A 25,122-nucleotide genomic window follows, 5' to 3' on the forward strand; every position below is an offset into this window, starting at 1 on the left:
GCGAATGGCTCGGACGAGCGTCACATCCGGCGTCACCCCTACCGACGCCGCGCCGACGGGCCGCCTCACGGCGGCGCAGGGCGCGGCCATGTACGTCGGCGCGGTGCTCGGCACGGGCGTCATCGCCCTGCCCGCGCTCGCGGCCCAGGCGGCCGGGCCTGCGTCACTGCTGGCCTGGCTCGGCCTGGTCGTGCTGTCCGCCCCGCTCGCCGCGGCGTTCGCCGCGCTCGGCGCCCGCCACCCCGACTCCGGCGGTGTGTCGACCTACGCCCGCCTCGCCTTCGGGGACCGGGCCGCGGTCGTCGTCGGCTGGTGCTTCTACTTCGCGATACCGCCGAGCGCCGCCGCCGCGGCGCTGTTCGGCGGCGAGTACGTCGCCGCGGCGGTGGGCGGCGGGACCGGCACCGCGACGTTGACGGCGGCGGGGCTGATGGCGGTCGTGACCGTGTCGAACGCCTCCGGTCTGCGGGTGACCGGCCGGGTCCAGCTCGGGCTGGCCGGGCTGCTCGTCGCGTTGCTCGTCGTCGCCGTCGCGCTGTCGCTCCCGCACGCCGATGTGGCCAACCTGCGGCCGTTCGCCCCGCACGGCTGGACCGCCATCGCCCCGGCGGCGGCCCTGCTGGTGTGGAGCTTCGCCGGCTGGGAGGCGATCACGCACCTCGCCGCCGACTTCCGCAGGCCCGCCAGGGATCTGCCCAGGGCCGCCGCGGCCGCCGTCGTGCTGGTCGGCGTGCTGTACCTGTCGGTCGCCTTCGCCACCGTCGCCGTCCTCGGCCCGGCCGCCGGACGCGCGCGGGCGCCGCTCGGCGACCTGCTGGCCCTCGGTCTCGGCGGCAACGCCCGGCTGCTCGCCGCCGTCGCCGCACTGCTGCTGACGCTCGGCGCGATGAACGCGTACTGGGCCGGGGCGGCCAAGCTCGGCGCGGCCCTCGGCCGCGACGGCGCCCTGCCCGGCTGGCTGTCCCGCGGCAGCGTCGCCGGGGAGGTGCCCCGGCGCAGCCTCGCTGTCGTCGCCGTGCTGTCCTTCCTGGCCCTCGCCGTCGTGTACGCGGCGGGGACGGGCATCCGTCCTCTGGTGCTGATGACCAACGGGTCGTTCGTGGTGGTCTACGCGATCGGCGTGGCGGCGGCCATCCGGCTGCTGCCGCGCGGCCGGGCCAGGGCCGCCGCCCTGCTCGCGCTCGTGGCGGTCGTCCTGCTGGTCGCCGCGTCGGGGGTCTACCTCGTCTGGCCGCTGCTGGTCGGCGGTGCCGCCCTCGCGTACGCGCGGTTCACCCGCCGGGAGGCGGCCGTGCCTGTGGAAAATTGACGAAAGTGAATGGTCACGGGCGACTTTCCGCGACTGCCCGCCGTGCCGTCCGGTCCCTAGTTTCGAGGGGCCGGACGGACCGGCAGGACGCAGCGCGGAGGGCAACCGGTGGGCAACGAGATCGAGGACGTCCCGGACATCAGCGCCGAGTGGTACCGGGAGGTCACCGCGTTCGCCCAGCACACACCCGCATGGGTGCGCGGCGCGGCGGAGATCGCGACGGACGCCGTCCCCGCGATCCTCTTCGCGTTCCTCGTCTTCGGCTGGTGGCGGGCGCGGCGAGGGGACGACCGCAGGATGGCGCTCGCCCTGCTCGCACCGGTCGCGGTGGTGACGGCCTACCTCGCGAGTGAGGGCGTCAAGAGCGTCCTGCGGCTGCGCCGCCCCTGCTGGGACCTGGCGGTGGCCACGGTGGCGCCCTGCCCGCCGTACGGCGACTGGTCGCTGCCGAGCAACCACGCGACCTTCGCCGCGGCGGCGGCCGTCGCACTGGTCGCCCTGTGGCGCGGCATGGCGCTGGTGGCGCCGGTGCTCGCGCTGCTGGAGGCGTTCTCCAGGGTCTTCGTCGGCGTCCACTACCCCCACGACGTGGCGGCGGGGCTGCTGCTCGGCGCGCTGATCGCGCCGCTGGTCCTGCTGGCCCCGCGGAACCCGGCGACCGCCCTGGTCTCCGCGATGCGGCGGCGCCCGGCGCTGGCGGTCGTGCTGACTACCGCCCGCCCGCCAGTCCCGCCTCGTGCGCGATGATCGCCGCCCGCACCCGGTTGGGCACGCCGAGCTTGCTCATGATCGTGCTCACGTAGGTCTTGACGCTGCCCTCGGCGAGGTGCAGGCGCGTGGCGATGCCCGCGTTCGACATGCCCTCGCCGACCAGGGCGAGCACCTCGCGCTCCCGGTCGGTCAGCGCCGCGACGCGCTCGCGGGCCGCGGCCGAGCGCGACAGCCGGTCGCCGGCGAGTCCCCGGATGACCCGTGCGGCCACCGGCGGCGACAGGTACGCCCCGCCCAGGACGGCGTCCACCAGCTCACGCCCGTCGGCGGCCTCGGCTACCACGTCGATGCCCTGGTCCGCCGCCAGGATCGCCCGCACCCCGGCCCGGATGACCGGTTCGTCGTCGGCCAGGACCACCCGGATCGCATTCCGCCCGGCGCCGGCTCTCGGGGAGGCCGGCGGCGACCTCCCAGGGCGCCGATCCGCAGCGCGACCAGGCTCAGGTCGTGACCGAGCAGGTCGTGCATCTCCCTCGCGATGGCCGCCCGCTCCCGCAGCCTCGCCTGCTCGGCGAGCATGCGCCGCTCGCGCTCCAGATGCCCGGCGCGTTCCCAGCCCGCCCTGGTCAGGGCCAGGCTCTGGTGCCTCGCGTGGCCCGCGAGCCACGGGACGAGTCCGAACAGCGCGATGCCCGTGACGGCGACGAACCACGCGCCCAGATCCCACTGCGCCGCGAGAAGCCACCGTGCGAGCGGGACGACGACGGCGGCGGCGACCGCGGCGGCCGGCAGGCCGATCAGGGCGGGCCGGGCCCGGGTCATGCGCGCCCCGGCCAGGTAGCTCATCACGGCCAGGGCAAGGAAGAAGACGGTGGGGCCGCCCCGCACGGCCACCGAGCCCGCCCACAGCGCGGCCGTCACGAGCATCGCCCCCAGCGGCCGGGACCGGGCGAGCGCGACCGCGATGCCGACCGCCGTCAGCCCTGCGATCACCTCGGGCCAGGTGTACCTGTCGTCCAGGATGTTCGTGAGAGCCGCCCACAGCGCCGGCAGGCCGAGAACGGCCCAGAGCAGGACGTCCTTGAGGTATGCCGCTTTCCTCCCCACTCAGGCAACGGTATCCGCAGGTCGCGGGACCCTGACGAATCCGTGCAGGGTCCGGGCGCTGGCGTGGCCGGACAGAGACATCAGCATCGGCGCGGACCAGCCGTCCTCGCCAAGGTGGGCCAGGCGCGAGTGGCGCAGGCGGTGCAGCGTGTAGCCGCCGCTTTCCGGGTCGAGGTCCCCGGTGGCCCGTTTGAACAGATACTCCGCCCGCTCGTACGACAGCCGGCCCCGGCCCGTGTGCGGGCACAGGTCGGCCGCCGCCGGCATGCGGCCCGGCCCCGGTCTGCGGTCGGCGAGGAACAGCGGGCCCCGGCGGCGGTCCCCGACGAGGAGGGGCACAAGCGCGGCCGTGCCGGACTGCCAGCGCAGCCAGTGCCCCCTGGCCTTCACCTCGCCGCGCATGCCGGGCAGGTCGAGGTCCTCCACGTTGAGCGAGAGCGCCCATTCGGCCGGGGCCGCGCTCTCGTACAGCAGCAGCCACAGCGTGCGCTCGCGCAGCGGGATCTCCGGCCGCTTCCACAGGCTCTCCAGCCGCGACCGGTCGATGGGGCGGGTGCGGGCGCGGGGTTCGGGCCGCCGGTCGAGCGGAGCGGCGAGGCCGGCGGCGGCCCAGCCGCGTCCGGCCGCCCACGAGGCGAACGACCGCAGCGCCGCGCGATGCCGGTTCCAGGTCGCGCCCGCCGCCGTGCCCCACGCCATGGCGAAGACCTCGGCGACCGTGCGGGCCGTCACGTCCCGCAGCGGGACGTCCTCGCCGAGGTGCCGGCACAGCCGCGACAGGGTCTGGTTGTAGGAGCGAATCGTGTCGGCGCTCAGTTCGGGCCGGGCGAGGAAGAGCCCCATGGCCCCGCCGAGCGTGACGGCCCCATCCGCCGGTTCGGCCTCGGTGGCCTCCCTCTCGGCGCACATCGCGGCGCGTCGCAGCAGCACAGCCCGTTCCGCGCTGTTGCGGGTGAGGGAGGCCGCGCGTTCGAACTCCGCCCGGGCCTCGTCGTGCCGGCCGAGCCGGGCCAGCAGATCCCCGCGTACGGCGGGCAGCAGGTGGTAGCCCCTGAGCGCCGGTTCGCCGGTCAGCGTGTCCACCAGCGTGAGACCGGCACGCGGCCCGTGGGCCATGGCGAGCGCGACCGCGCGGTTGAGCTGGACGACGGGCGTGGGCAGCACCTTGACGAGGGCCTCGTAGAGCGCCGCGATCTGCGGCCAGTCGGTCTCCTCCGGCGTGGCGGCCCGCGCGTGGCAGGCCGCGATGGCCGCCTGCAGGACGTACGGGCCGAGGGGGCCGCCGGCCTGCCGCGCCCGCAGCAGCGCCGCGTAGCCGCGCCGGATGAGCAGCGGGTCCCAGCGCCCCCGGTTCTGCTCGTGCAGCACGACGGGCTCCCCCGACGGGCCGGTGCGCGCGGCCGACCGCGACTGCTGCAGCTCCATCAGCGCGACCAGGCCGTGCACCTCGGCCTCGTCCGGGGTCAGTTCGGCCAGGACGCGGCCCAGGCGCAGCGCCTCCAGGCAGAGGGACGGGCGCATCAGGTCGTCGCCCGCCGTCGCCGCGTATCCCTCGTTGAACACGAGATAGATCACTTCGAGCACCGACGACAGCCGGGCCGCCCGTTCCGGCCCCGACGGGACCTCGAAGGGGACGTGCGCGTCGGCGAGCGCCCGCTTGGCCCGCACGATCCGCTGCGCGACGGCGCTCTCGGAGACGAGGAAGGCCCGCGCGATCTCGTCGGTCCGCAGGCCGCCGATCAGCCGCAGCGTGAGCGCGACCCTGGCCTCGGTGGACAGCACCGGGTGACAGGAGACGAACATCAGCCGGAGGACGTCGTCGCCGACCTCCCCGTCGAGCGCGTCCACCACGTCGTCCACGTCACGTTCGCCGTCGTCGGGGCGGGTGGTGAGGTCGTGGGCGAGCTGCTCCTGCCCGCGGTCCCGCCGCTCCTCCCGGCGCAGGTGGTCGACGGCGCGGCGCTTGGCGATGGCCATGAGCCAGGCGCCCGGATTATCCGGGACGCCCGTCTCGGGCCACTGCTCCAGCGCGGCGAGGACCGCGTCCTGCGCCAGTTCCTCCGCCAGGCCGACGTCGCCGACCATCCGGACGAGGCCGGCGACGATCCTCGCGGACTCCATCTTCCAGACCGCGTCGACGACGCGATGGGCGTCCAGGGACGTCATTCGACCGATGACAGCATCGGCCCGCCCGCCGCGCAACCCGGCGCGTACGTCACCGAAGGCGCCTGCGGGCCGGACACCTGCCGGATCACGCCGTCAGCGCGGGCCGGTCCCGGGGGCGTCTTCGGGGCCGAACACCTGCTGGATCGCGCTCTCACCGTCGCCGACGATCTTCCAGAAGCGGCGGGCCATCTCCAGCGCCTCCTCGCGGGACCGCGCCTCGATCAGGGCGAAGCTGACGATCGCCTCCTTGGCCTCAGTGAAGGGGCCGTCGGTCACGGTGATCTCACCGCCGGAGGAGATCATCCGCACGCCGCCGGGCTCCAGCCCGCCGGTGGCCAGCAGCACGCCCGCCCGGGTCATCTCCTCGATGAAGGCGCCCATCTCGGCCATCATCGCCGCGTCCGGCGTCCGGGAGCCGCCCTTGGTGGTCATCAGGAACCGCATCGTCGTTCTCCTTCTTTCTGATCCTGTGGCCGGCCGGGCCGTTCGCCGGTCCCCGCCGTCACCTACACGTCGTCGGGGTCGAGCCGGAATCGACCGGCTCCGATCCTGACACGTCGTGACCTGGGCCTCTGCCGGGATGTGACAGGGAATGCGCATGTGACAGGGAATGCGCGCTCGCGGCTGACGCCGCAGGTGAGCGGGGGTGAGCCCACGGGCGGACGGCACAGGTGGGCACGGGGGTCGAATCACGCGGCCGCCGTTCGACGCGTAAGCGAGGCCGGACACCGCACCGGCCGGGACCACCGAAGAAGGGAACGGCCATGACCGTCACGCAGGACACGACCCAGCTCACCGCGCAGCCGACCGCCCAGCCCGCGCCGGGCTCGACGGGCTCCACGGCATCGACGGCATCGACGCGTGTGCTGCTCACCTGCGCCGTGCTCACCACGCCCTTCTTCGGGATCGTCTCGCTGACGCAGGCGTTCACCCGGGAGGGGTTCGACCTGCTCCGTCACCCGCTGAGCATGCTCAGCACCGGCGACCTCGGGTGGCTGCAGATCGGCAACTTCTGGATCACCGCCGTCCTGGCGGTCGCCGGGGCGATCGGACTGCGCAGGGTCATGCGCGGCACCCCCGGAGGGACGTGGGCGCCGAGGCTGCTGCTCGTCGAGGGCGCCGGACTCGCGGCGGCGGGGGTCTTCACCATGGACCCGGGGGACGGCTTCCCCGCGGGCACCCCACTGGGCGCCCCGGCCGGGATGAGCTGGCACGCGATGCTGCACATGGCGTCCGGCTCGGTGGCCTTCACCGCGCTCATCGCGGCCTGCTTCGTGCTCGGCCGTCACTTCGCCCGTGCGGGGCGGGGCGGGCACGCGGTCGCCTCGCGTCTCGGCGGCCTGGCGCTCCTGCTGGGCAACGGATGGGCCATGTCCGGCGGGCGGGCCGGCTCCCTCACCCTGTGCGTCGGCGTGCTGGTCGCCATGGCCTGGGTCTCGGTGGTCGCCGCGGCCAAGCGCGCGGACCTCACCCCGCGACGCTGACCGCCTCCGCCCAGCGCCTCGTCTTCACCCGGAACGGCTCGCCCGCCTCCCGATGCGGGAGGTGGGCTTTCGCCGTACATGGGTGCCGCGCGGGCAGAGCTCCTGATGCCCCGTTAATCATTGGGAGCTCTGCGAGGTCTGGTGATACGTTCTGCGTCGCTGTGCGTCGCTGCGACCTGAGGAGGTGAGACCGATCAACGCTGTGACAGGTCGGGGCTCCCTCCTTCGCATGGCCTAGGGAGCGCCCGCAGAAGGCATCCCGAAAGGCATGAAACGCTTTGCGCTTCATCTCCCAGACGTCGTCGGACGGCGTCACCGAACGGCTGTTCACCCTCGGCGAGAGTCCCGGTGTGCTGTGGACGCCGGAAGACGCCGTAGGGGCTCGTCCTCTGATCCTGATGGGTCACGGCGGCGGGCAGCACAAGAAGGCCCCGGGCATCGTGACCCGCGCGCGCCGCTTCGTCACCGAGGGCGGTTTCGCGGTGGTCGCGGTCGATGCGCCCAACCACGGCGATCGGCCGAAAACCGAGGAGTTCGCCCGGATCGCGGCCGAGTTGCGGGCCGGCATGGTCGCGGGTGAGGGCATCGCCCCGAAGCTCGTCGCCATGCACACGTTCCTGGCCGGCCAAGCCGTCCCGGAATGGCAGGCGGTCCTGACCGAGGTGCAGGAACTCGACTTCGTCGGCGTCGGCCCTGTGGGCTACTGCGGCATGTCGATGGGCTGCGGACTCGGCGTCCCCTTCGTCGCCGCGGAACCCCGGGTCCGCGCGGCGGTGCTGGGCCTGCTCGGCGTGGACGGGCTGGCCGAGACCGCCGCCCGGGTCACCGTCCCGGTGCAGTTCCTGCTCCAGTGGGACGACGACCAGGTGCCGCGGGCCCAGGGCCTGGCGCTGTTCGACGCTCTGGGGTCGGCTGACAAGACGCTGCACGCCAACCCCGGCAAGCATGGGGAGATCCCCGGGTTCGAGATCGGAAGCTCGCTGCGGTTCTTCACACGGCACCTCCGTTAGGGCCGCCGCCTCGTGATTCGCGACGCGCCGGTCGGGCTTCGTTCCCGGCCGGCGCGTTCGCATCAGGCTGTCCGGCATCGCCGAGGGCTACGGCCAGGATCACCCGCAGGGCAGCTCCGCGTTCACGGTGGTCGGGCCGCCGGGCGGGCTGTCCACGCGGAACCGGCCGTCCAGCGCGGCGACCCTGCGGGCCAGCCCGGACAGGCCGCCCCCGCCGGGGTCCGCGCCGCCCCGGCCGTCGTCGCGCACCCGTACGGCGATGACGTCCTCGTCCTCCAGGATCTCCACCCGCACCTGACCCGCCGCCGCGTGCTTGGCGGCGTTGGCCACGGCCTCGCGTACGACGAAGTAGACGGCCGTCTCCACCTCGGTGGGCGGGCGCGCGGTCAGGCCGTACGCGACGGTGACGGGCATCCCGGCTCTCTCGGCGACGGCGGCCAGGGCCTCGCGCAGCCCGAGCGCGTCGAGCTCGGCCGGGTAGACGCGCCACGCGACCTCGCGCAGCTCGCGCAGGGCCTCCTGGGCCTCCTCGTGGGCCTGCTGGAGCAGGTCGTCGCGTAGCTGCGGGGTGCGCCCACGCCGGGCCCGCCCGATCAGCACGGCGAGCGCCACCAGCCGCTGCTGCACGCCGTCGTGCAGGTCGCGCTCGATTCTGCGCCGCTCCTGGTCCACCGCGCTCACGATGCCGGCGCGGGTCCTGGCCAGCTCGTCGATGCGGCGCTCCAGCAGCTCCGTGGGGCTGGGGCCGAGGAAGCGGCGGGCGATCCGCAGTTCCAGGGCGGCGACGCCCTGGATGCCCATGATGTCGAGGAAGAGCAGCACCACCCCGGCCACCCCGATGTAGGCGAGCATGCCGGGAGTGGGCGGGATGCCGTCGGGGTTCTCCCCGTGGGCCCAGCCCCACACCAGCTGCACTCCCGAGCTCACCCCCAGCCACAGCAGGAAGAGCACGAGGCCGCCGAGCAGGCCGACCGGCCACCGGGCCGCGAGATACCCGGCCAGCCGGCCGGTCCCGGTGGCGAGGTCGAATCCGCCGAGCAGGCCGAGCCTGCGGATCTCCACCTCGGTCAGCCGTACGGCCACGGCCCGCAGCACCCGTTCCCCGGCCCGTCGCGCACCGGGGTGCGGCAGGCAGAGCAGGGCGACCGGCGCGGCCACCAGCAGGCAGGCCAGTTCGACGACCGCCGTCAGCGTGCCGACGACGAGCGCCGCGAGGATCCTGAGGGCGCGTGCGACGTTCATCGGCTCCTTCGCGGCGGTTCGCGCCGCGCGGGACGGCAGGCGGATTCGCCCGGGGAGCGGCTGGTCAACGGGCATGGCGTCCCTGGCCGCGCCGTTCCCGCAGCCGTACGGCCACGAACCGGACGGCGACGAGCACGACGGCCGCCACGACCACCTTGGACACGATGCCCATGTACTCCTCGACGAGGTGCCAGTTCTCGCCGAGCAGGTAACCCGCCAGCACGAACACGGTGTTCCAGATCAGGCTGCCGAGCGTGGTGAACAGGAGGAAGGTGCCGATCGGCATGCGTTCCACACCGGCGGGGACCGATATCAGGCTGCGAAAAATCGGGATCATGCGCCCGAAGAACACCGTCTTCACACCATGCCGGGCGAACCACGCCTCCGCCTTCTCGATGTCGGCGATCTTGACCAGCGGCAGACGTGCCGCGATGGCCACCGTACGCTCCCGGCCGAGCAGCGCGCCCACCCAGTACAGCGCGAGCGCCCCCACGACGGAGCCCGCGGTCGTCCACAGGAGGGCGGCGGCCAGGCTCATGTCCCCACGCGAGGCGGTGAACCCTGCGAGTGGCAGGATGACCTCGCTGGGCAGCGGCGGGAACAGGTTCTCCAGGGCGATGGCGACGCCGGCGCCCGGCGCGCCCAGGCGTTCGGTGAGCTCCATCGCCCACCCGGCGATCCCTCCGACTTCTGCGATATCCATGCGGCTGACGCTAGAAGCCGGGCAGTTCGATCACCATGAGGGGCGCCGCCGGGCTCCCTCCGGCGCGCGCCACCCCAGGGGTGCGGAAAACCGCAGACCGCATGGTTGTCCACAGGCTGTGGATATTCGGCTCGGCTTCAGGCCGCATCCGGACCCGCCACCGACTTCAGAGGTCGTCCTTCGGCGTCTGGGCCAGCACCTGGTCGGCGGTCGCCGTCACCACCGCCGCGGCCGCCGATATGTCCCTGACCTGCTCCGGGGGAAGGGCCCGCAGCACCTTCTCCAGCCCTTCCAAATCCGCCTGGTAGGCGGCCGCCATCGCCGCCTGGGCCTTGGCTGTGCGCCCTGCCTGCTCCACCGCCTTGCCGAGTGCCCGGCCGGCGCGGTCGACGGCCCTGGCCGCCTCGATCGCCGCTTTCTCAAGATTTCTCGCCCACTCGGGCGGCTGGTCGTTCATCGCTGTCCTCTGGTGAGGGGTGGTCCCGCGGGCATGGATCGCCCACGAAGAGTGCCGGATCAGCCACTTAATGCCCTCCCTGCGAGCTCTACACCCGGCGGGGCCCAAGCTCTCAGAGATCTCCCAGACAACGTGAGAGGGCCCCCGCGCGCTGCGGCGCGCGGGGGCCCCGGATCATGCCCCGGATCATGCCCCGGATCAGGCTTCGGATCGGGCTTCGGGCCAGGCTTCGGGCTAGGCTTCGGGCCAGGCTATGGACCGTGCCGGAAGAGGTCAGCCGCAGTGCTCGAACGGGCTGTCGTAACTGGACGAGCCCGCCTTGCCGCCCCACTTCACGCATTTGTCCGCTGCGGACGCCCGTACCGGCCCGGCGTAGTAGCCGTAGCTGCCGGAGTCGGTCGTCCGGGTCTTGCCCTGGACCTCCAGGTAGGCGCTGGTCGCGGTGGCCGTGCCCAGCGACGTCTTCTTCAGCGTCACGACGCAGTTGTAGCCGTTGCCGGAGTTGTAGAGCAGATAGACGGTGCCCGCCGTGCCGAGGGCGGCCGAGTCGATCACCGAGTAGCCGCTGCCGCACACCTGCTCCGGCGTGTACGGGTTCCCCGTCCCGCCGTCGCCCGTGACGTACTGCATGTACTTGTTCCAGTCCCAGTAGGGCCCGGGGTCGGTGTGGTCGGACCCGGGGACCTGGTAGTGCCCCACGATGTGGGACCGGTCCTTGGGGATGCCGTAGCGCGCGGCGATGGACCGGACGAGGGCGGCCGAGGAGCGGTACATCGCGTCGGTGAACCAGGACGCGTCGTCCACGTATCCCTCGTGCTCGATGCCGATGGAATGGTGGTTGTAGTCGGAGTTGCCCGCGTGCCAGGCCCGGTCCTTCTCCCGCACCATCTGCGTGATCGCGCCGTCGGAGGACCGTACGACGTAGTGCGCGGAGACCTGCGCGGCGGGGTTCTGGAACCAGGAGATCGTCCCCGCGTACGAGCCCTGGGTGACGTGGATGACGATGCGGTCGATCGAGTCGCTCGCCGGCCGGTCGGACACCGCGTAGTTGGCGGTGCTGGCCGGCACCCACGTCGCACCCGGGTAGTCCACGGCCGCCGCGGCGAGCGTGCGGTTCTCCGGCTGGTCGAGCTCGCGGGCGCCCGCGAGGGCTCCCCGGTCCGGATTCACCGGGCGGGCGGCCACGGTGATCGTCTCGCCCGCCGGCGTACGCGCGGTGAACCCGGCCGACAGCAGGTCGTAGACGGCGTCCGCGTACAGCCGGGCGACCTCGGGCGCGCTCGCCCCGCCGTAGCGCGCGACGGCGGTGTACCAGCGACCCGCGTCGGCGCGGGCGGCGGTGTCCAGGCCCAGGGCGTCGGCCCTGGCCCGCAGGACGGCCGCCGCGCCCGCCACGTTGGCCGCGTCGCCGGTCTTGAGCGAGGCGACCGGCGCCCCGGTGAGCCGTGCCGCCTCCTCCAGGGTGTGCAGGGTGGGATTGCTGACCAGGTGCGCCACGCCGTACCCGCCGCTCGCGCTCGGCCTGCCGCCGTGGCCGTCGAGGTGGGTCTCGGCGTAGGCGAGCGCGACGAGCAGGTCGCGGGGGACGCCGTGGGCCGCCGCCGCCCGCGTGAAGGCGGTGGCGAGCGGGCCCTCGGCGGCCGAGGCCGGCCCGGCCGGGACGAGCCCGGCCAGGCACAGCAGGCACATCACGACGCCGACGGCGGTCAGGGCCGTACGTCGGGACACGCGGACGATCAGGGGTTCGGTCATGGGGGTCAGCCGCAGTGCTCGAAGGGGCTGTCGTAGCTGGACGAGCCCGCCTTGCCGCCCCACTTGACGCAGGTGCCGGCGGCCGAGGCGCGGACCGGCCCGGCGTAGTAGCCGTAGTTGCCGGAGTCGGTCGTCCGGCTCTTGCCCTGGACCTCCAGGTAGGCGCTGGTCGCGGTGGCCGTGCCCAGCGACGTCTTCTTCATCGTGACGACGCAGTTGTAGCCGTTGCCGGAGTTGTAGAGCAGATAGACGGTGCCCGCCGTGCCGAGGGCGGCCGAGTCGATGACCGAGTAGCCGCTGCCGCAGACCTCCTGCGGGGTGTACGGGTTGGACGAACCGCCGCCGCCGCAGTTGTGCGAGGTCACGGTCTGCACGGGGTAGCCGAAGGTGACCCCGTTGAACACCGCCTTCTGGATGTTGGCGGGGTAGGACGTGTCGCTGGTGCGCACCTCGTAGTGCAGGTGCGGGGCGATGTTGTTGCCCGGCTTGCTGGTGTTGCCGACCTCGCCGATCTTCTGGCCCTGGGTGACGTGCGCCCCCTCGCTCACCGACCGGACGCGCAGGTGGGCGTAGTAGGTGAACCAGCCGCCGCCGTGGTCGATCTTCACGAGGTTGCCGAAGCCGTTGGTCGAGCCCTGGTGGGCCGAGGTGACCACCGTGCCGGCCGCCGCCGCCACGACCGTGTCACCGAGGTCCGCGTCGGCCGTGCTGCCACGGTTGAAGTCGATCTCGTACGACTGGTGGGCGCTGCTGGCGTTGGAGTTGCCGGTCCACACCTGGCCGCAGGGGAACGGCATCTGGAAGTCCGGGCGAGGACCCGCCGCGGAGGCCGCCGGGGCGGTGGCGGCGCTGAACGCGAGGCCGAGGACCACCGCGAGGCCCGCCGTGACAAGCGATTTGAGTCTCATGACCAAAAAGAGTCGGAATCTAGCGCACAAAAATCATCAAGAGTCGGTACAAAGGGTGGGCGAGTCATGGCGAACCGGTCCTTCGACAGGGGGAGCAACGCGGTCATGACAGTCGAAAAGCCCACGTTCAGCGTGCTCGGTCCGCTGGAGGTCCGCCTGCCGGGCACGGCACCACGGCTCGGCGGCCCGAAACCCCGCATGCTCCTGGCCACCCTTCTCCTCCACGCCAACCACACGGTCGGCGGCGACGAGCTCGCCGAGGTGCTGTGGCCGGACCACCGGCCGCGCTCGACCGCGGCCAACCTCCGCACGTACGCGAGCGCCCTGCGCGCGGAGCTCGGGCAGGCCCCGGCCCGCATCCGGGCCCTCGGGGCGGGATACGCGATCGAGCTGCCGCCACACGAGCTCGACCTGCTGCTGTTCGAGGAGCGGGTGACCGCCGCGCGGGAGTGCCGGGCGCGGGGCCGGCCGGACGAGGCGGCGGAACTGCTGGCACGGGCGCTGGCGCTGTGGCAGGGCGTCCCGCTGGCCGACCTGCCCGGCAGCCCGCTGTGGGACCGCCGGCTCGAACGGCTCGCGCAGGCGCGGCTGCGCGCCGCCGAGGACCTGGTCGAGCTGCTCATGGCGGCAGGAGAGTACGGCGAGGCGGTCGGGGAGCTGCGCGCCCTGCTCGCCGACCACCCCTTCCGCGAGGACCTGTGGCGCAGGCTCATACTGGCCCTGCACTGGTCGGGACGGCAGGGCGAGGCGCTGCACGCCTTCGGCACGATCCGCGAGCACCTCGTGACCGAACTCGGCATCGAGCCGGGCCCCGAGCTGCGCCGGGCGCACGAGGCCGTGCTCGCCGGGGAGCCGCCTCCGCCGCCATCCGCCTCGCATGGTCTCCGCACCGATCCCGTACTCCCCACCGCTTCCGGTTCTCCCGCAGAGCCCGCTCTCCCGGCCGCGCCGGTCTCCGACAGGGCCCCGGTCGTGCCGCGTCAGCTGCCGCCGGACCTGGTGGACTTCACCGGGCGGGCCGCCGAGGCGGCGGCGCTGACCCGGGCGCTCGTCCCCGGCGGGGTCGCCGTCGTCACCGGGCCGCCGGGCGTCGGGAAGACCGCGCTCGCGGTGCGCTGCGCGCACGCCGTCCGTGAGGCGTACCCCCACGGCCAGCTCTACTTGTCGCTGGGCGGCACCGCGCAGCCCAACGACGCCGCGAAGCCCAACAACACCGCGCAGCCCAACGACACCGCTCCGTCGGGCGGTGCCGCCGGGTCGCCGGTCGAGCCGGGGGAGCTGCTGGCCGAGGCGCTGCGCGCACTGGGCGCGGCGGAGCCGCTGCCGCCGACCGTCCACGAGCGCGCCGCGCTCTACCGCACGCTGCTCGCAGAGCGGCCGATGCTCGTCGTGCTCGACGACGCGGCGGGCGCCGCGCAGGTGCGGCCGCTGCTGCCGGGTGGCGGCAGCGCCGTCGTCGTGACGGGCAGGCGCCGCATCACCGAGCTGCCCGGCGCCGCGCGGATCGACCTGGACGTCCTGCCGCAGGCCGAGGCGCTGCGGCTGCTGACGGCGATCGTCGGCGCGGAGCGGCTGGAGCGGGAGCCGGAGGACGCCGCCGCCATCGTGCGGGCCTGCGGCCGGCTGCCGCTCGCGATCCGGGTGGCCGGGGCCCGGCTGGCCGCCCGCCCCGGCTGGTCGCCTGCCGTGCTGCGGCGGCGGCTCGACGACGAGACGGCCAGGCTCGCCGAGCTGCGCGCCGGCGACCTGGAGGTGCGGGAGTCCTTCGACCGCAGCTACCGCCTGCTGCCGGACGACGCCGCGCGTACCTTCCGCGCGCTCGGCCTGCTCGGCACCCGGCCGCTGCCCGGCTGGGTGGTCGACGCCGTGCTCGACCGGCACCGCAGCGACGACGTGACCGACGTGCTGGTCGACGCGAACCTGCTGCGTCCGGTGGGGACCGACCCCCTCGGGCAGCCCCGCTACCGGCTGCCCGATCTGCTGCGCGTCGACGCGAGGGACAAGGCGGGCGAGGTGGACATGCCGGCGCTGGCACGCGTGGTCGCGGGCTGGACGGCCGCCGCCGAACACGCCACGGCCCGGCTGCCCACCACGGTCTTCCGCCTGACCTCGCCCGCCGCCCGGCGCTGGCGGCTGCCCGAGGACGCCCTGCGCCGGGTCGCCGCCGACCCGGTCTCCTGGTTCGGCGCCGAGCACGAGACCCTGGTCGAGGCCGTACGGCTGGCCGCGGACGCGGGGCTGGCGGGCGCCGCCTGGGGCCTGGCGGCAACGCTCGTGCCGTACTTCGACCTGCGCTGTCACCTCGGCGCCTGGGAGGAGACCCATCGCGTCGCCCTGGAGGCGGCCCGCGCCGCCGGAGACCGGGCGGGCGAGGCCGCGATGCTGCGGGGGCTCGGCCAGGTGGCCCTCTATCGGGACAGGTACGCCCAGGCGGCCGGCATGTTCCGCAGCTCCCGGCTGATCTTCCGTACGCTCGGGGACGTCAGGGGCGAGGCCGTGTCGGTCTGCGGGCTGGGCGCGGTGGGCCAGTTCCGGGGCGACCAGGCCGCCGCGTCCCGGCACTTCCGCAGGGCCCTCGGGATGTTCGTGTCGCTGGACGACCGGTCGGGCGAGGCGTACGCGCGGCAGGCGCTCGGGCGCACCTGCCTGAGCGCGGGCGACCTGACCGGCGCCGCCGACTGGCTCGGCGGCGCGCTGCGCATGGCGCGGGAGCTCGGCGACGCCCACCGGGAGGGCTGCGTGTCGCTCCAGATCGGCCGCCTGCACGACCTCGCGGGGGAGACCGGTCGGGCGATGCGCGCCCAGGGCCGGGCGCTGACGATATTCGAGGGCTTCGGCGACCGGCACTGCGCGGCGTACGCGATGCAGGGCCTGGGCGGGCTCCAGGCGGCCAGGGGCGACTGGCGGCACGGCTCGGCCCGGCTGGAGAGCTCACTGGCGATCTTCCGGCAGCTCGGCGACCGGAGCGGGGAGGCGGCCACGCGGCGGCTGCTCGGTGAGCTGCACCGCTCGGCCGGGCGTCGCGCGCTCGCCCGCGGCTACCTCCACGCGGTCACGTCCCGGCAGGTGGTGGAAGACACGGCGATTTCTCATGATTAGACGGTCACGACCGGGGCATCAGAGGCGTCGTGGGTGGTGGATGGCTCTCCCGCTGGCCGGTGATCCGGCAGCTCAAGGGAGAGGATGGCAGAGGGCAGGCGGCGCGCTCGGCGCGTACGGACGCCTTGCGGCCCCGGGTCGAGGGAGCCGAGACGGTCGCGCGTTCCGTCTGCCCCTACTGCGCCGTGGGCTGCGGCCAGCTCGTCTACGTCAAGGACGGCAGGGTCACCCAGATCGAGGGCGACCCCGACTCGCCGATCTCCCGCGGGCGGCTCTGCCCGAAGGGCTCGGCCAGCAAGCAGCTCGTCACCCACCCCGGCCGCCAGACGAAGGTCCTCTACCGCAGGCCGTACGGCACCGAGTGGGAGCCGCTCGACCTCGAGACCGCGATGGACATGATCGCCGACCGGGTCGTGCGGACCCGGCGCGAGACCTGGCAGCAGACGCACGAGGGGCAAGAGGTCAGGAGGACTCTGGGCATCGCCAGCCTGGGCGGGGCGACGCTCGACAACGAAGAGAACTACCTGATGAAGAAGCTCTACACCGCCCTCGGCGCGATCCAGGTCGAGAACCAGGCACGCATATGACACTCCTCCACCGTCCCCGGTCTGGGGACCAGCTTCGGGCGTGGCGGCGCGACCCAGTATCAGCAGGACCTGGCCAACGCTGACTGCATCGTCATCCAGGGCTCCAACATGGCCGAGTGCCATCCGGTGGGGTACCAGTGGGTGATGGAGGCGCGTGCGCGCGGCGCGAAGGTCTTCCACATCGACCCGCGCTTCAGTCGCACCAGCGCGACCGTGGACAGGTATCTCGCGATCCGCGCCGGCACCGACATCGTGCTGCTCGGCGCGCTGATCAACTACGTGCTGTCGAACGGGCTCGACTTCCGCGAGTACGTCCTCGCGTACACGAACGCCTCGACCCTGGTGAACAAGGACTTCCGCGACACCGAGGACCTCGACGGCCTGTTCTCCGGCTACGACGAGGAGACCGGCAGGTACGACCCGTCGAGCTGGGCGTACGAGGGCGACGTGCCCGAGGAGGAGGAACTGACCGAGGGCGGCAAGCGCCACGCCGAGGCGGCGGGGTCCGACTCCTACGGCGCGCGCGGCGCGGGCGCCAGCGCGACGCCGCCCGAGGACCCGACGCTGAGCGACCCGCGGTGCGTCTACCGGATACTCAAGCGGCACTACTCCCGCTACACGCCGGAGATGGTCGAGGAGCTGTGCGGCATCCCGCCGGAGCGGTTCCAGGAGCTGGCCGAGGCGATCACCGCCAACTCGGGCCGGGAGCGGACCACGGCGTGGGTGTACTCGGTGGGCTGGACGCAGCACTCGGTCGGCGTGCAGTACATCAGGGCCGCCGCGATCCTGCAGCTTCTGCTGGGCAACATGGGTCGGCCGGGCGGCGGCATCATGGCGCTGCGCGGGCACGCGAGCATCCAGGGCTCCACGGACATCCCGACGCTGTTCAACCTGCTGCCGGGATACATCGCGATGCCGCACGCCTACCGGCACGACGGCCTCGACGACTACCTGAGGCGGGAGGGCGCAGACACCGGCTGGTGGGGCAACCGGCGGGCGTACGTCGTCAGCCTGCTCAAGGCGTGGTGGGGCGACGCGGCGACGGAGGACAACGACTACCGCTTCGACTACCTGCCGCGCCTGACCGGCGACCACGGCCACTACGCGACCGTGATGGGCCAGATCGACGGGACGGTCAAGGGTTACTTCGTCGTGGGAGAGAACCCGGCGGTCGGCTCGGCCAACGGCAAGGCGCAGCGGCTTGGCCTGGCGAACCTCGACTGGCTGGTGGTCCGCGACCTCGTACCGGTCGAGACCGCGACGTTCTGGAAGGACGCGCCGGAGATCGAGACGGGCGAGCTGCGGACCGAGGAGATCGGGACCGAGGTCTTCTTCGTGCCGGCCGCGAGCCACGTGGAGAAGGAGGGCACCTTCACCAACACCCAGCGGCTGCTGCAGTGGCGGGAGAAGGCCCTCGACCCGCCGGACGACTGCCGCAGTGACCTGTGGTTCTTCTACCACCTCGGCAAGCGGATCAGGCAGCGGCTCGGCGACGACGAGATCGACCGGCCGGTCATGGAGCTGACCTGGGACTACCCGGAGATCGGCGAGCAGCGCGATCCCGACGCCGAGGCCGTGCTGCGCGAGATCAACGGCACCGGCCCGGGCGGCCGCCTGCTGGCGTCGCTGCGCGAGCTCAAGCCCGACGGCTCGACGAGCTGCGGCTGCTGGATCTACTGCGGGGTGTACGCCGACGGGGTCAACATGGCGGCCCGGCGCAAGCCGCACACCGAGCAGGGGCCTGTCGCGCTCGAATGGGGCTGGGCCTGGCCGGCGAACCGGCGCATCCTCTACAACCGCGCCTCGGCCGACCCCCAGGGCCGCCCGTGGAGCGAGCGGAAGAAGTACGTCTACTGGGATGCGGAGAAGGGCCGGTGGGTCGGCCCCGACGTGCCGGACTTCGAGGAGGACAAGGCGCCCGGCTACGTGCCGCCGGAGGGGGCCAAGGCGCAGGACGCGCTGGCCGGGACCGACCCGTTCATCATGCAGTCGGACGGCAGGGGCTGGCTGTACGTCCCGTCCGGACTGTCCGACGGGCCGCTGCCCACCCACTACGAGCCGCACGAGTCGCCGGTGCGAAACGCGTTGTACGGCCGGCAGGCCAACCCGGCCCGCCGGACCATCGACCGCCCGGAGAACCCGTACAACCCTGCGCTGTCGCCCCGGTTCCCGTACGTCTACACCACGAGCAGGCTCACCGAGCACCACACGTCGGGCGCCATGAGCAGGCCCCTGCCCTACCTCGCGGAGCTGCAGCCTGAGGCGTTCTGCGAGGTGTCCCCGCGGATGGCGGAGGAGCTCGGACTGGAGAACGGCGAGTGGGCGACGATCGTCACCGCGCGGACCGCGATCGAGCTGCGCGTGCTCGTGACCGGCAGGGTGCGCCCGCTGCGGCTGAACGGCCGGACCGTCCACCAGGTGATCATGCCGTACCACTGGGGGTACAGCAGCGGCGGGGTGGTCACCGGGGACGTCGTCAACGACCTGCCGTCGATCGTGCTCGACCCGAACGTCTACATCCAGGAGAGCAAGGCCGGCACCTGCGACGTCCTGCCGGGCCGCCGCCCGCGCGGCAGGGGGCTGCTCGACCTGATCGAGAGGTACCGCGATGGCTGAGCGGATGGGCTTCTTCACCGACACGACCGTCTGCATCGGCTGCAAGGCCTGCGAGGTGGCCTGCAAGGAGTGGAACGACGTGCCCGACGACGGGTTCGTGTTCCGGGCCACCTCCTACGACAACACCGGCGCGCTCGGTGCGAGCACCTGGCGGCATGTGGCGTTCGTCGAGCAGGACGGCCGGTGGCTGATGTCGTCGGACGTGTGCAAGCACTGCACCCACGCCGCCTGCCTCGACGTCTGCCCCACCGGTGCGCTGTTCCGCACCGAGTTCGACACCGTCGTCGTCCAGCCCGACGTCTGCAACGGCTGCGGCTACTGCGTCCCCGCCTGCCCGTACGGCGTGATCGACCGCAGGGAGGACGACGGCCGGGCGTGGAAGTGCACGCTCTGCTACGACCGGCTGCGCGGCGGCATGGAGCCCGCCTGCGCCAAGGCGTGCCCGACGAAGTCCATCCAGTTCGGGCCACTCGACGAGCTGCGGCAGCGGGCCGAGGAGCGGGTCGAGCGGCTGCACGCCGAGGGCGAGACCGAGGCCCGGCTCTACGGCGCGAACCCGGACAACGGGGTGGGCGGCACGGGCGCGTTCTTCCTCCTGCTGGACGAGCCGGAGACGTACGGCCTGCCGCCGGATCCCGTGGTGACCACCCGCGACCTGCCCGCGATGTGGGGCTGGGCGGGCGGCGCCGCGCTCGCCCTGGCCGCCGGCGTCGCCGCCTGCTTCCTGGGACGACGCTGATGCGCGGGCCACAGCGGCGGGCGCCGGACCGGCGAGCTGCCCGCGGTTTCGCAGGCGTGACCGGGATGTGCACGAACACCATGAACGCAGTTGCGGGGAGGGCCTGATGCCGAGGCGCCAGGACGAGATGGTGCCGGACGCCGAGTTCCGGTCCTACTACGGCCAGCCGGTCATCAAGCAGCCCATCTGGCACGAACCTCACATGCCGGCGTACCTCTATCTGGGCGGGATGTCCGGCGCTGCGGGCGCGATGGCGGCGGTCGCCCGCCTGACCGGGCACGAACGGCTGGAACTGGCCGCCCGGATGACGGCCTTCGCCGGGGCGAGCGCCGGTGCGGCCTTCCTCGTGGCCGAGCTGGGCCGTCCCATGCGTTTCCTCAACATGCTGCGGGTCTTCAAGCTCACCTCGCCGATGAGCGTCGGCTCCTGGACGCTGGCCGCCCACAGCGGGCTGACCGGCGTCGCGGCGGGCTCCGCGGTGACCGGTCTGCTGCCCCTCGCCGGCGACGCCGCGTCGGTCGCGAGCGGCCTGAGCGGTGTGGCGATGGCCACCTACACGGCCGTCCTGCTGGCCGACACCGCCGTCCCCGCCTGGCACGAGGGGTTGCGCGAGCTGCCGTTCCTGTTCTCCGGGAGCGCCCTCGCCTCGGCGGGAGCGGCCGTCATGCTGACCACGCCCCGGGCGCAGGCGGGGCCCGCCCGCGCCGCGGCGGCGGCGGGCGCCGTGGCCGAGGTCGTCGCCGGCGGGCTGATGGAGCGCCGCCTCGGTTTCGTCGGCGAGCCGTACCGAAAGGGCAGGGCGGGCAGGCTCATGCGGGCCTCCCGCGTGCTCACCCTCGGCGGCGGCCTGCTCGCCACGGTCGCCGGGCGCAGCCGGGCCCTCACCGCGCTGTCCGGGCTCGCGATCACGGCTGGAGCCCTGTGCACCCGGTTCGGCGTGCTGGAGGCGGGCCGTGCGTCGGCCAAGGATCCCAAGTACACCGTCGTGCCGCAGCGCGCCCGCCTCGACGCCGGCCGCCCCGCCTCCGTCCCCGGCCGCTAGTGCCGGTCACCCTGCGCCGGTGACGGCTCGGCGCGGGTCGCGCGGTCGAACAGCTCGACGAGTTCGTTCGCGCAGACGTCGGGATCGAGGCCGTCGACGACCCGCTCGGCCATCGTGTCGATGGACGCGCGCAGAGCCGCCCCCATCACGGTGCAGTCGAACGTCCGGAAAACCCCCGTACGCTGCCCGTCCGCGAACAGGGTCACCAGCCTGGCTATCGCGGCGTCCCGCTCCTGGCCTCCGACGGGGACCTGGTTGAGGGCGATCTGCTGCACTGCGCGCACGTGTCCGGGATGGCGGGCGACGAAGGCGATGTTCGACCTGATGAACGCCTCCAGTTGGGCGCGGGCTCCGCGCGTGGCCTGCAGCGCCGGGCGCATGAAGGCCGCGGCGTCGGCGACGACCTGGTGGACGACAGCCTCGAACAGCCGGTCCTTGCTGGAGAAGTGGTAGGTGATGAGTCTCTTGCTGCTGAGCCCGGCATGTTCGCAGATGGCCTCGAACGTGGTCTCCGCGTAGCCGCGCTCGGCGAGCACGGCGATCGCGGCCGAGGCGATCTGAGCCTTGCGTGCCTCGGTGGCCGCCTGCCGGGTCCCAGAGCTTCTCATGTCACCTCAGCTTGCCACCCTTGGGATACGCCTCACGCACGGCACGTCGGTTGACGATCAGTGCGACAGCGGCGACCAGGACACCGACCACTCCTTGCTCCGCCTTCATCCACATCGGATAGCCGCTGTCGGGTGCGAGCAGGATGAGCAAGATTCCGATGGGGGCGGCGATGCTGACGAAGCGGATGCGTACGTACGCGGATCGCCTGCCTCGCGCGGCCTGCCCGGTCAGGGCGACGAGCCAGACGGATGCCGCGGCCACGGCGGCCCCGCGCACCCACACCACCCAGGTGCCGCCGATGACGGCGGCCACGCCGAGTGCGGCGATCGAGATGACGAGGACGGCGATGAAGAGCGCCCGCACGGGAGTCCAGACCGAGTTCTTATCCATGCGGATAAAATTATCCGCATGGATAAGAACGTGCAACCCTCATGCCGGCCCGGGCCCGGGCCGGTCAGCGTGACGTGGGAAAGGCGGCGCGCAGCCGGGATCCGTTGATGACGAAAGCCGCCGCGGCGATGGCGAGGGCGCAGGCGGCCTGCATCATGACGAACCACGCCGGGAGCATGCCGGGGATCAGGTCGATGCCGACGATCGCGAGCGGCATGACAACCGAGATGCCGCGCATGCGGAGATAGGCCGATCGTCTTCCCCACGCTGCGAGGACGGTCAACCAGTAGGCCACCGCGGCGCTCGCGCACAGCCCGGCCGACCGGCCCCACATGAACGAGGTCACCGTGTGATCGGTGATCGCGAGGATGGCGACCGTGACGAGGGCCGCGACGCTGAGCGCGCCGTAGGCCGCGACGAGGATCTTCGCCGTGCCGAAGGCTCGCCGGGTGCGCGCGTGGTCGAGGTGGGCGGCTTCGGTCGTGGTGCGCTCGACGGTTTCCATGTCTGCTTCTTCCCTCGTGTCGTTTTGCCTGCTGACGACGCTAGGGAGCCCATGGGTGGTGCGGTATGGGTCTGGACGTACGGAGGGGTGGGGCCAGACCTACTCCGGAGCCGATCCGGTGGGACCGGGCTCCGTGTGGTGCAAAAGTGAATACACCAAGCCGTACCGGCCGGATCGGCGCATCGCAGGACACCTCGGGAACGGGGTCATGAAGCGCGAAGGAAGGATCATGCGACAGCTGGTGTCGTGGGTGGCGAGTGCCGCCGTGGGGTTCGTGCGAGCGTGCGTCGTGGTGGTCGTCAGCATGCTGGTCCCGGCCGTGTGGGCCGCCGCCGTGGGGCTGTGGATCTGGTGGTGGGGCGGCAGTCCATGGCCGGGGATAGCGCCGCTCCTGTGGGCGTGTATCGGCACGCTCGCCCTGTCCCGCCCGGTGTGCCGAATGGTCCGCTCCATCGTCGCGAAGTGGACGGGCACCGTCATCCCCGCCGGATATCGGCAGGCCGCGCCGGTGGTGCGCATGTCGACCGGCTACTGGTGGAACGGCTACTCCTACGAACGCACCAGCCGGGACGCTCGCCAGGATCAGAGGATGCGGCTCTGGTGGAGCGACCCCGCCACCTGGCGCGACCTGCGGTTCGCGGTGATCGCACCCGCCACCATGGGGGTCATCGCGGCCATCCCACCGGCCGGGGTCGCGGCGGCGGTCGCCGGGTTCAGCCACCCGGCGCTCGCCATGCGTCTCATCGGGGTGATCGGCGTGGCCGTGGCGATCGGCGCCTCTCCGTACGCCTGGCGGCCGGTCGAGCCGGTGGCCGTCCGCTTCCTGCGGCCGTCGCCTGCGATGACGCTGGCGGACCGGGTGGATGAGCTGACGGCCCAGCGCGCGGACACGACGGTCGCGCAGGCCGCCGAGATCCGCCGCATCGAACGGGACCTGCACGACGGAGCGCAGGCGCGCATGGTCGCGCTCGGGATGTCCCTGGCGACCGTGGAGAGGCTGATGGAAAACGACCCCGACCGGGCCAAGGCGCTGCTGCGGGAGGCGCGAGCCGGGGCCGCCACGTCCCTGACCGAGCTCCGCGACCTGGTCAGGGGCATCAGCCCGCCGGTGCTGACCGAGCGGGGGCTCGTCGACGCCGTTCGCGCTCTCGCCCTGGACAGCCCCCTCGAAGCCGCTGTCAGCGCCGACCTTCGGCTACGCCTGGACCCGCCCGTCGAGTCCGCCCTGTACTTCGGAGTCGCCGAACTGCTCACCAACGCGGCCAAGCACGCCCGTGCGACCCAGGCACGGATCTCCATCGCCGGTGACGGCGCCGGCGTCGTCGTCGATGTCGAGGACGACGGCGGGGGTGGGGCTGGGGTGCGAGCCGGCGGTGGACTCGACGGCCTACGCCGCCGCCTCGCGGTCTTCGACGGCACCCTGGAGATCACCAGCCCGGCAGGCGGTCCGACCCGCGTGAGAATGGTTGTGCCATGCGAATCGTCGTAGCCGAAGACCTCTACCTCCTGCGCGACGGGATGGTCCGCCTCCTGGAGGCGTACGGACACCAGGTGGTGGCGACGGCGACCACCGGACCCGAGACGCTCGACGCGCTGCTGAAACAGCGGCCGGATGTCGCGATCATCGACGTCCGCATGCCGCCGACCCAGTCGGACGAGGGCCTGCGGGCGGCTCTCGACGCCCGTCGCCGACTGCCCGGACTGCCGATCCTGATCCTTTCCCAGCACGTCGAACAGCTGTACGCCCGCGAACTCCTGGCCGACGGCGCCGGCGGCATCGGCTATTTCCTCAAGGAGAGCGTGTTCGACGCCGATCAGTTCATCGACGCTCTGGAACGGGTGGCCGGTGGCGGGACCGCCATGGACCCGGCCGTCATCGCCAAACTGCTGTCCAGCGGGTCGTCGAACCGGCGACTCGAACGGCTCACGGAACGCGAACACTCCGTGCTCGGCCTCATGGCCGAAGGGCTGTCCAACCAGGCCGTCGGCCAGCGGCTCTTCCTCAGTGAGAGCGCCATCAGCAAGTACACGACCTCCATTTTCGGCAAGCTGGGCATCACCGACGACGGCAACAACAACCGCCGGGTCCTCGCCGTCCTCACCTACCTGAACAAACCCTGACCTGCTCCTCTAAGCCGGTCGGGGGCGGGCGTTGCGGAGGCGGATGCCGCTCCAGCCCAGGGAACTGGTGGTCACCGCGTCCCAGAACGGCCAGAGGTTGTCCAGCAGCCTGAGCTGGATGCCGGCCTCCTCGTGCAGCCGCAGCAGGTTTCCGACGGGTTCGGGCGGCCCGAGGGGTTCGACGGGTTCGGTGGCGACCACCGCGTTCGGCACCGGCTCACCGAACGGGGCGAACCTCTCCGCCGGGAGCCGGTAGGCGTACAGCCGCACGGTCAGGAAGGCGTCGAGCCAGCCGTACTCGATGGCGTGGACCCGCTCGCCGCAGCCCGGCCCGATGATCCGGTCGCGGTCGGCGTCCGCGGAGTCCGGCGTCGTCCAGGCCATGGCCCGCGGACACTGGCGGGGAAACCAGTAGTCGGGGCAGCGCTCGGCCGTCACCGCCCAGACGTACGCCGTCGTCTCCCGAGCGGTGGCCGCCACGTGCGGAACGAATCGGGTGATCTCCGAGTCCTCGGAGAAGTGCAGAACCTCACCGGGCTCAGGTCGCATGCCCCGTGTCTACCAC

At 72.9% G+C, this 25,122-nt stretch carries 23 protein-coding genes and 1 pseudogene; 10 read left to right on the top strand and 14 right to left on the bottom strand.

Annotated features, from left to right (window positions below):
• The first annotated feature begins 4 nt into the window (after nucleotides 1-4).
• Both ACQEVJ_RS01585 and ACQEVJ_RS01590 read left to right on the top strand, forming a co-directional pair.
• The gene (locus ACQEVJ_RS01585; RefSeq protein WP_433096383.1) at nucleotides 5-1,309 is read left to right on the top strand and encodes an APC family permease; all 1,305 of its coding nucleotides are present in this window, start codon (nucleotides 5-7) and stop codon (nucleotides 1,307-1,309) included.
• A gap of 108 nt (nucleotides 1,310-1,417) precedes the next feature.
• Nucleotides 1,418-2,056, top strand: coding sequence for a phosphatase PAP2 family protein (locus ACQEVJ_RS01590; RefSeq protein ID WP_433096385.1), 639 nt, complete (start codon nucleotides 1,418-1,420; stop codon nucleotides 2,054-2,056).
• On the opposite strand, the gene ACQEVJ_RS01595 is transcribed toward ACQEVJ_RS01590, so the two are convergent.
• From ACQEVJ_RS01595 to ACQEVJ_RS01615, 5 genes and pseudogenes are all read right to left on the bottom strand, one after another.
• A complete protein-coding gene (locus tag ACQEVJ_RS01595) occupies nucleotides 2,019-2,399 on the bottom strand; it encodes a response regulator transcription factor (RefSeq protein ID WP_433096387.1) in 381 nt (126 codons plus the stop codon). The two genes, ACQEVJ_RS01590 and ACQEVJ_RS01595, sit on opposite strands and share 38 nt — an antisense overlap.
• Nucleotides 2,357-3,127, bottom strand: coding sequence for a histidine kinase (locus ACQEVJ_RS01600; protein ID WP_433096389.1), 771 nt, complete (start codon nucleotides 3,125-3,127; stop codon nucleotides 2,357-2,359). Before ACQEVJ_RS01600 ends, ACQEVJ_RS01595 begins: the two co-directional genes overlap by 43 nt.
• On the bottom strand, nucleotides 3,128-4,036 hold the full coding sequence (locus tag ACQEVJ_RS01605; RefSeq protein WP_433112514.1) for a tyrosine-type recombinase/integrase: 909 nt from the start codon (nucleotides 4,034-4,036) through the stop codon (nucleotides 3,128-3,130).
• Nucleotides 4,025-5,293, bottom strand: a pseudogene (locus ACQEVJ_RS01610) (RNA polymerase sigma factor); the annotation flags it as partial. The gene ACQEVJ_RS01605 and the pseudogene ACQEVJ_RS01610, both read right to left, overlap by 12 nt.
• A 93-nt stretch (nucleotides 5,294-5,386) precedes the next feature.
• On the bottom strand, nucleotides 5,387-5,737 hold the full coding sequence (locus ACQEVJ_RS01615; protein WP_433096391.1) for a YciI family protein: 351 nt from the start codon (nucleotides 5,735-5,737) through the stop codon (nucleotides 5,387-5,389).
• A 320-nt stretch (nucleotides 5,738-6,057) separates the two neighbouring features.
• Here ACQEVJ_RS01615 and ACQEVJ_RS01620 point away from each other — a divergent pair, with 320 nt between their 5' ends.
• Both ACQEVJ_RS01620 and ACQEVJ_RS01625 read left to right on the top strand, forming a co-directional pair.
• Nucleotides 6,058-6,777: a DUF998 domain-containing protein gene (locus ACQEVJ_RS01620; protein ID WP_433096393.1), complete on the top strand. Its 720-nt coding sequence runs from the start codon at nucleotides 6,058-6,060 to the stop codon at nucleotides 6,775-6,777.
• A 278-nt stretch (nucleotides 6,778-7,055) separates the two neighbouring features.
• Complete coding sequence (locus tag ACQEVJ_RS01625) at nucleotides 7,056-7,787, top strand: dienelactone hydrolase family protein (RefSeq protein WP_433096395.1); 732 nt, start codon at nucleotides 7,056-7,058, stop codon at nucleotides 7,785-7,787.
• A gap of 99 nt (nucleotides 7,788-7,886) precedes the next feature.
• Here ACQEVJ_RS01625 and ACQEVJ_RS01630 read toward each other — a convergent pair whose 3' ends face one another.
• The 5 genes from ACQEVJ_RS01630 to ACQEVJ_RS01650 all read right to left on the bottom strand — a co-directional run bounded on the left by ACQEVJ_RS01630 (nucleotide 7,887) and on the right by ACQEVJ_RS01650 (nucleotide 12,849).
• Complete coding sequence (locus ACQEVJ_RS01630; RefSeq protein ID WP_433096397.1) at nucleotides 7,887-9,029, bottom strand: sensor histidine kinase; 1,143 nt, start codon at nucleotides 9,027-9,029, stop codon at nucleotides 7,887-7,889.
• 64 nt (nucleotides 9,030-9,093) lie between these two features.
• Nucleotides 9,094-9,732: a DedA family protein gene (locus ACQEVJ_RS01635; RefSeq protein ID WP_433096399.1), complete on the bottom strand. Its 639-nt coding sequence runs from the start codon at nucleotides 9,730-9,732 to the stop codon at nucleotides 9,094-9,096.
• 166 nt (nucleotides 9,733-9,898) lie between these two features.
• Nucleotides 9,899-10,189 (bottom strand): hypothetical protein, encoded by a 291-nt coding sequence (locus ACQEVJ_RS01640; protein ID WP_433096401.1) that lies wholly within the window; start codon nucleotides 10,187-10,189, stop codon nucleotides 9,899-9,901.
• 273 nt (nucleotides 10,190-10,462) lie between these two features.
• Nucleotides 10,463-11,941 carry an N-acetylmuramoyl-L-alanine amidase gene (locus ACQEVJ_RS01645; protein ID WP_433096403.1) on the bottom strand — a complete coding sequence of 493 codons (1,479 nt, stop codon included), beginning with the start codon at nucleotides 11,939-11,941 and terminating at the stop codon, nucleotides 10,463-10,465.
• 5 nt (nucleotides 11,942-11,946) lie between these two features.
• Complete coding sequence (locus ACQEVJ_RS01650) at nucleotides 11,947-12,849, bottom strand: M23 family metallopeptidase (protein ID WP_433096405.1); 903 nt, start codon at nucleotides 12,847-12,849, stop codon at nucleotides 11,947-11,949.
• Nucleotides 12,850-12,954: 105 nt separating this feature from the next.
• On the opposite strand from ACQEVJ_RS01650, the gene ACQEVJ_RS01655 reads away from it, so the two are divergent.
• The 4 genes from ACQEVJ_RS01655 to nrfD all read left to right on the top strand — a co-directional run bounded on the left by ACQEVJ_RS01655 (nucleotide 12,955) and on the right by nrfD (nucleotide 20,932).
• Nucleotides 12,955-15,948, top strand: a complete 2,994-nt coding sequence (locus ACQEVJ_RS01655; protein WP_433096407.1) for an AfsR/SARP family transcriptional regulator — start codon at nucleotides 12,955-12,957, stop codon at nucleotides 15,946-15,948.
• A 29-nt stretch (nucleotides 15,949-15,977) separates the two neighbouring features.
• Nucleotides 15,978-19,151, top strand: coding sequence for a formate dehydrogenase (fdh, locus tag ACQEVJ_RS01660; protein WP_433096409.1), 3,174 nt, complete (start codon nucleotides 15,978-15,980; stop codon nucleotides 19,149-19,151).
• A complete protein-coding gene (locus tag ACQEVJ_RS01665; protein WP_433096411.1) occupies nucleotides 19,144-19,890 on the top strand; it encodes a 4Fe-4S dicluster domain-containing protein in 747 nt (248 codons plus the stop codon). Before fdh ends, ACQEVJ_RS01665 begins: the two co-directional genes overlap by 8 nt.
• Nucleotides 19,891-19,996: 106 nt before the next feature.
• Nucleotides 19,997-20,932, top strand: coding sequence for an NrfD/PsrC family molybdoenzyme membrane anchor subunit (nrfD, locus tag ACQEVJ_RS01670; protein ID WP_433096413.1), 936 nt, complete (start codon nucleotides 19,997-19,999; stop codon nucleotides 20,930-20,932).
• Here the strand turns inward: nrfD and ACQEVJ_RS01675 are convergent.
• From ACQEVJ_RS01675 to ACQEVJ_RS01685, 3 genes are all read right to left on the bottom strand, one after another.
• Nucleotides 20,929-21,540 (bottom strand): TetR/AcrR family transcriptional regulator, encoded by a 612-nt coding sequence (locus ACQEVJ_RS01675; protein ID WP_433096414.1) that lies wholly within the window; start codon nucleotides 21,538-21,540, stop codon nucleotides 20,929-20,931. The two genes, nrfD and ACQEVJ_RS01675, sit on opposite strands and share 4 nt — an antisense overlap.
• Before the next feature lies 1 nt (nucleotide 21,541).
• A complete protein-coding gene (locus ACQEVJ_RS01680; RefSeq protein WP_433096416.1) occupies nucleotides 21,542-21,931 on the bottom strand; it encodes a hypothetical protein in 390 nt (129 codons plus the stop codon).
• A 64-nt stretch (nucleotides 21,932-21,995) separates the two neighbouring features.
• Complete coding sequence (locus ACQEVJ_RS01685) at nucleotides 21,996-22,436, bottom strand: hypothetical protein (RefSeq protein WP_433096417.1); 441 nt, start codon at nucleotides 22,434-22,436, stop codon at nucleotides 21,996-21,998.
• Nucleotides 22,437-22,665: 229 nt separating this feature from the next.
• Here ACQEVJ_RS01685 and ACQEVJ_RS01690 point away from each other — a divergent pair, with 229 nt between their 5' ends.
• Nucleotides 22,666-23,925 carry a sensor histidine kinase gene (locus ACQEVJ_RS01690; protein WP_433096418.1) on the top strand — a complete coding sequence of 420 codons (1,260 nt, stop codon included), beginning with the start codon at nucleotides 22,666-22,668 and terminating at the stop codon, nucleotides 23,923-23,925.
• Nucleotides 23,910-24,557 carry a response regulator transcription factor gene (locus ACQEVJ_RS01695; RefSeq protein WP_433096420.1) on the top strand — a complete coding sequence of 216 codons (648 nt, stop codon included), beginning with the start codon at nucleotides 23,910-23,912 and terminating at the stop codon, nucleotides 24,555-24,557. The genes ACQEVJ_RS01690 and ACQEVJ_RS01695 overlap by 16 nt, the downstream gene beginning before the upstream one ends.
• Before the next feature lie 9 nt (nucleotides 24,558-24,566).
• Here ACQEVJ_RS01695 and ACQEVJ_RS01700 read toward each other — a convergent pair whose 3' ends face one another.
• Nucleotides 24,567-25,106: a DUF6886 family protein gene (locus tag ACQEVJ_RS01700; protein ID WP_433096422.1), complete on the bottom strand. Its 540-nt coding sequence runs from the start codon at nucleotides 25,104-25,106 to the stop codon at nucleotides 24,567-24,569.
• Nucleotides 25,107-25,122 lie beyond the last annotated feature (16 nt).

Source organism: Microbispora sp. CA-102843 (genome assembly GCF_050936215.1).
In the GTDB taxonomy this organism is placed as follows: domain Bacteria; phylum Actinomycetota; class Actinomycetes; order Streptosporangiales; family Streptosporangiaceae; genus Microbispora.

What these genes read in the sequence shown, in the direction of transcription:
- ACQEVJ_RS01585 (WP_433096383.1), top strand. Translation starts at nt 5, where the DNA reads ATGGCTCGGACGAGCGTCACATCCGGCGTCACCCCTACCGACGCCGCG.
- ACQEVJ_RS01605 (WP_433112514.1), bottom strand. Translation starts at nt 4,036, where the DNA reads ATGTGCGCCGAGAGGGAGGCCACCGAGGCCGAACCGGCGGATGGGGCC.
- ACQEVJ_RS01615 (WP_433096391.1), bottom strand. Translation starts at nt 5,737, where the DNA reads ATGCGGTTCCTGATGACCACCAAGGGCGGCTCCCGGACGCCGGACGCG.
- ACQEVJ_RS01620 (WP_433096393.1), top strand. Translation starts at nt 6,058, where the DNA reads ATGACCGTCACGCAGGACACGACCCAGCTCACCGCGCAGCCGACCGCC.
- ACQEVJ_RS01630 (WP_433096397.1), bottom strand. Translation starts at nt 9,029, where the DNA reads ATGAACGTCGCACGCGCCCTCAGGATCCTCGCGGCGCTCGTCGTCGGC.
- ACQEVJ_RS01635 (WP_433096399.1), bottom strand. Translation starts at nt 9,732, where the DNA reads ATGGATATCGCAGAAGTCGGAGGGATCGCCGGGTGGGCGATGGAGCTC.
- ACQEVJ_RS01640 (WP_433096401.1), bottom strand. Translation starts at nt 10,189, where the DNA reads ATGAACGACCAGCCGCCCGAGTGGGCGAGAAATCTTGAGAAAGCGGCG.
- ACQEVJ_RS01645 (WP_433096403.1), bottom strand. Translation starts at nt 11,941, where the DNA reads ATGACCGAACCCCTGATCGTCCGCGTGTCCCGACGTACGGCCCTGACC.
- ACQEVJ_RS01650 (WP_433096405.1), bottom strand. Translation starts at nt 12,849, where the DNA reads ATGAGACTCAAATCGCTTGTCACGGCGGGCCTCGCGGTGGTCCTCGGC.
- ACQEVJ_RS01655 (WP_433096407.1), top strand. Translation starts at nt 12,955, where the DNA reads ATGACAGTCGAAAAGCCCACGTTCAGCGTGCTCGGTCCGCTGGAGGTC.
- ACQEVJ_RS01665 (WP_433096411.1), top strand. Translation starts at nt 19,144, where the DNA reads ATGGCTGAGCGGATGGGCTTCTTCACCGACACGACCGTCTGCATCGGC.
- nrfD (WP_433096413.1), top strand. Translation starts at nt 19,997, where the DNA reads ATGCCGAGGCGCCAGGACGAGATGGTGCCGGACGCCGAGTTCCGGTCC.
- ACQEVJ_RS01675 (WP_433096414.1), bottom strand. Translation starts at nt 21,540, where the DNA reads ATGAGAAGCTCTGGGACCCGGCAGGCGGCCACCGAGGCACGCAAGGCT.
- ACQEVJ_RS01680 (WP_433096416.1), bottom strand. Translation starts at nt 21,931, where the DNA reads ATGGATAAGAACTCGGTCTGGACTCCCGTGCGGGCGCTCTTCATCGCC.
- ACQEVJ_RS01685 (WP_433096417.1), bottom strand. Translation starts at nt 22,436, where the DNA reads ATGGAAACCGTCGAGCGCACCACGACCGAAGCCGCCCACCTCGACCAC.
- ACQEVJ_RS01690 (WP_433096418.1), top strand. Translation starts at nt 22,666, where the DNA reads ATGCGACAGCTGGTGTCGTGGGTGGCGAGTGCCGCCGTGGGGTTCGTG.
- ACQEVJ_RS01695 (WP_433096420.1), top strand. Translation starts at nt 23,910, where the DNA reads ATGCGAATCGTCGTAGCCGAAGACCTCTACCTCCTGCGCGACGGGATG.
- ACQEVJ_RS01700 (WP_433096422.1), bottom strand. Translation starts at nt 25,106, where the DNA reads ATGCGACCTGAGCCCGGTGAGGTTCTGCACTTCTCCGAGGACTCGGAG.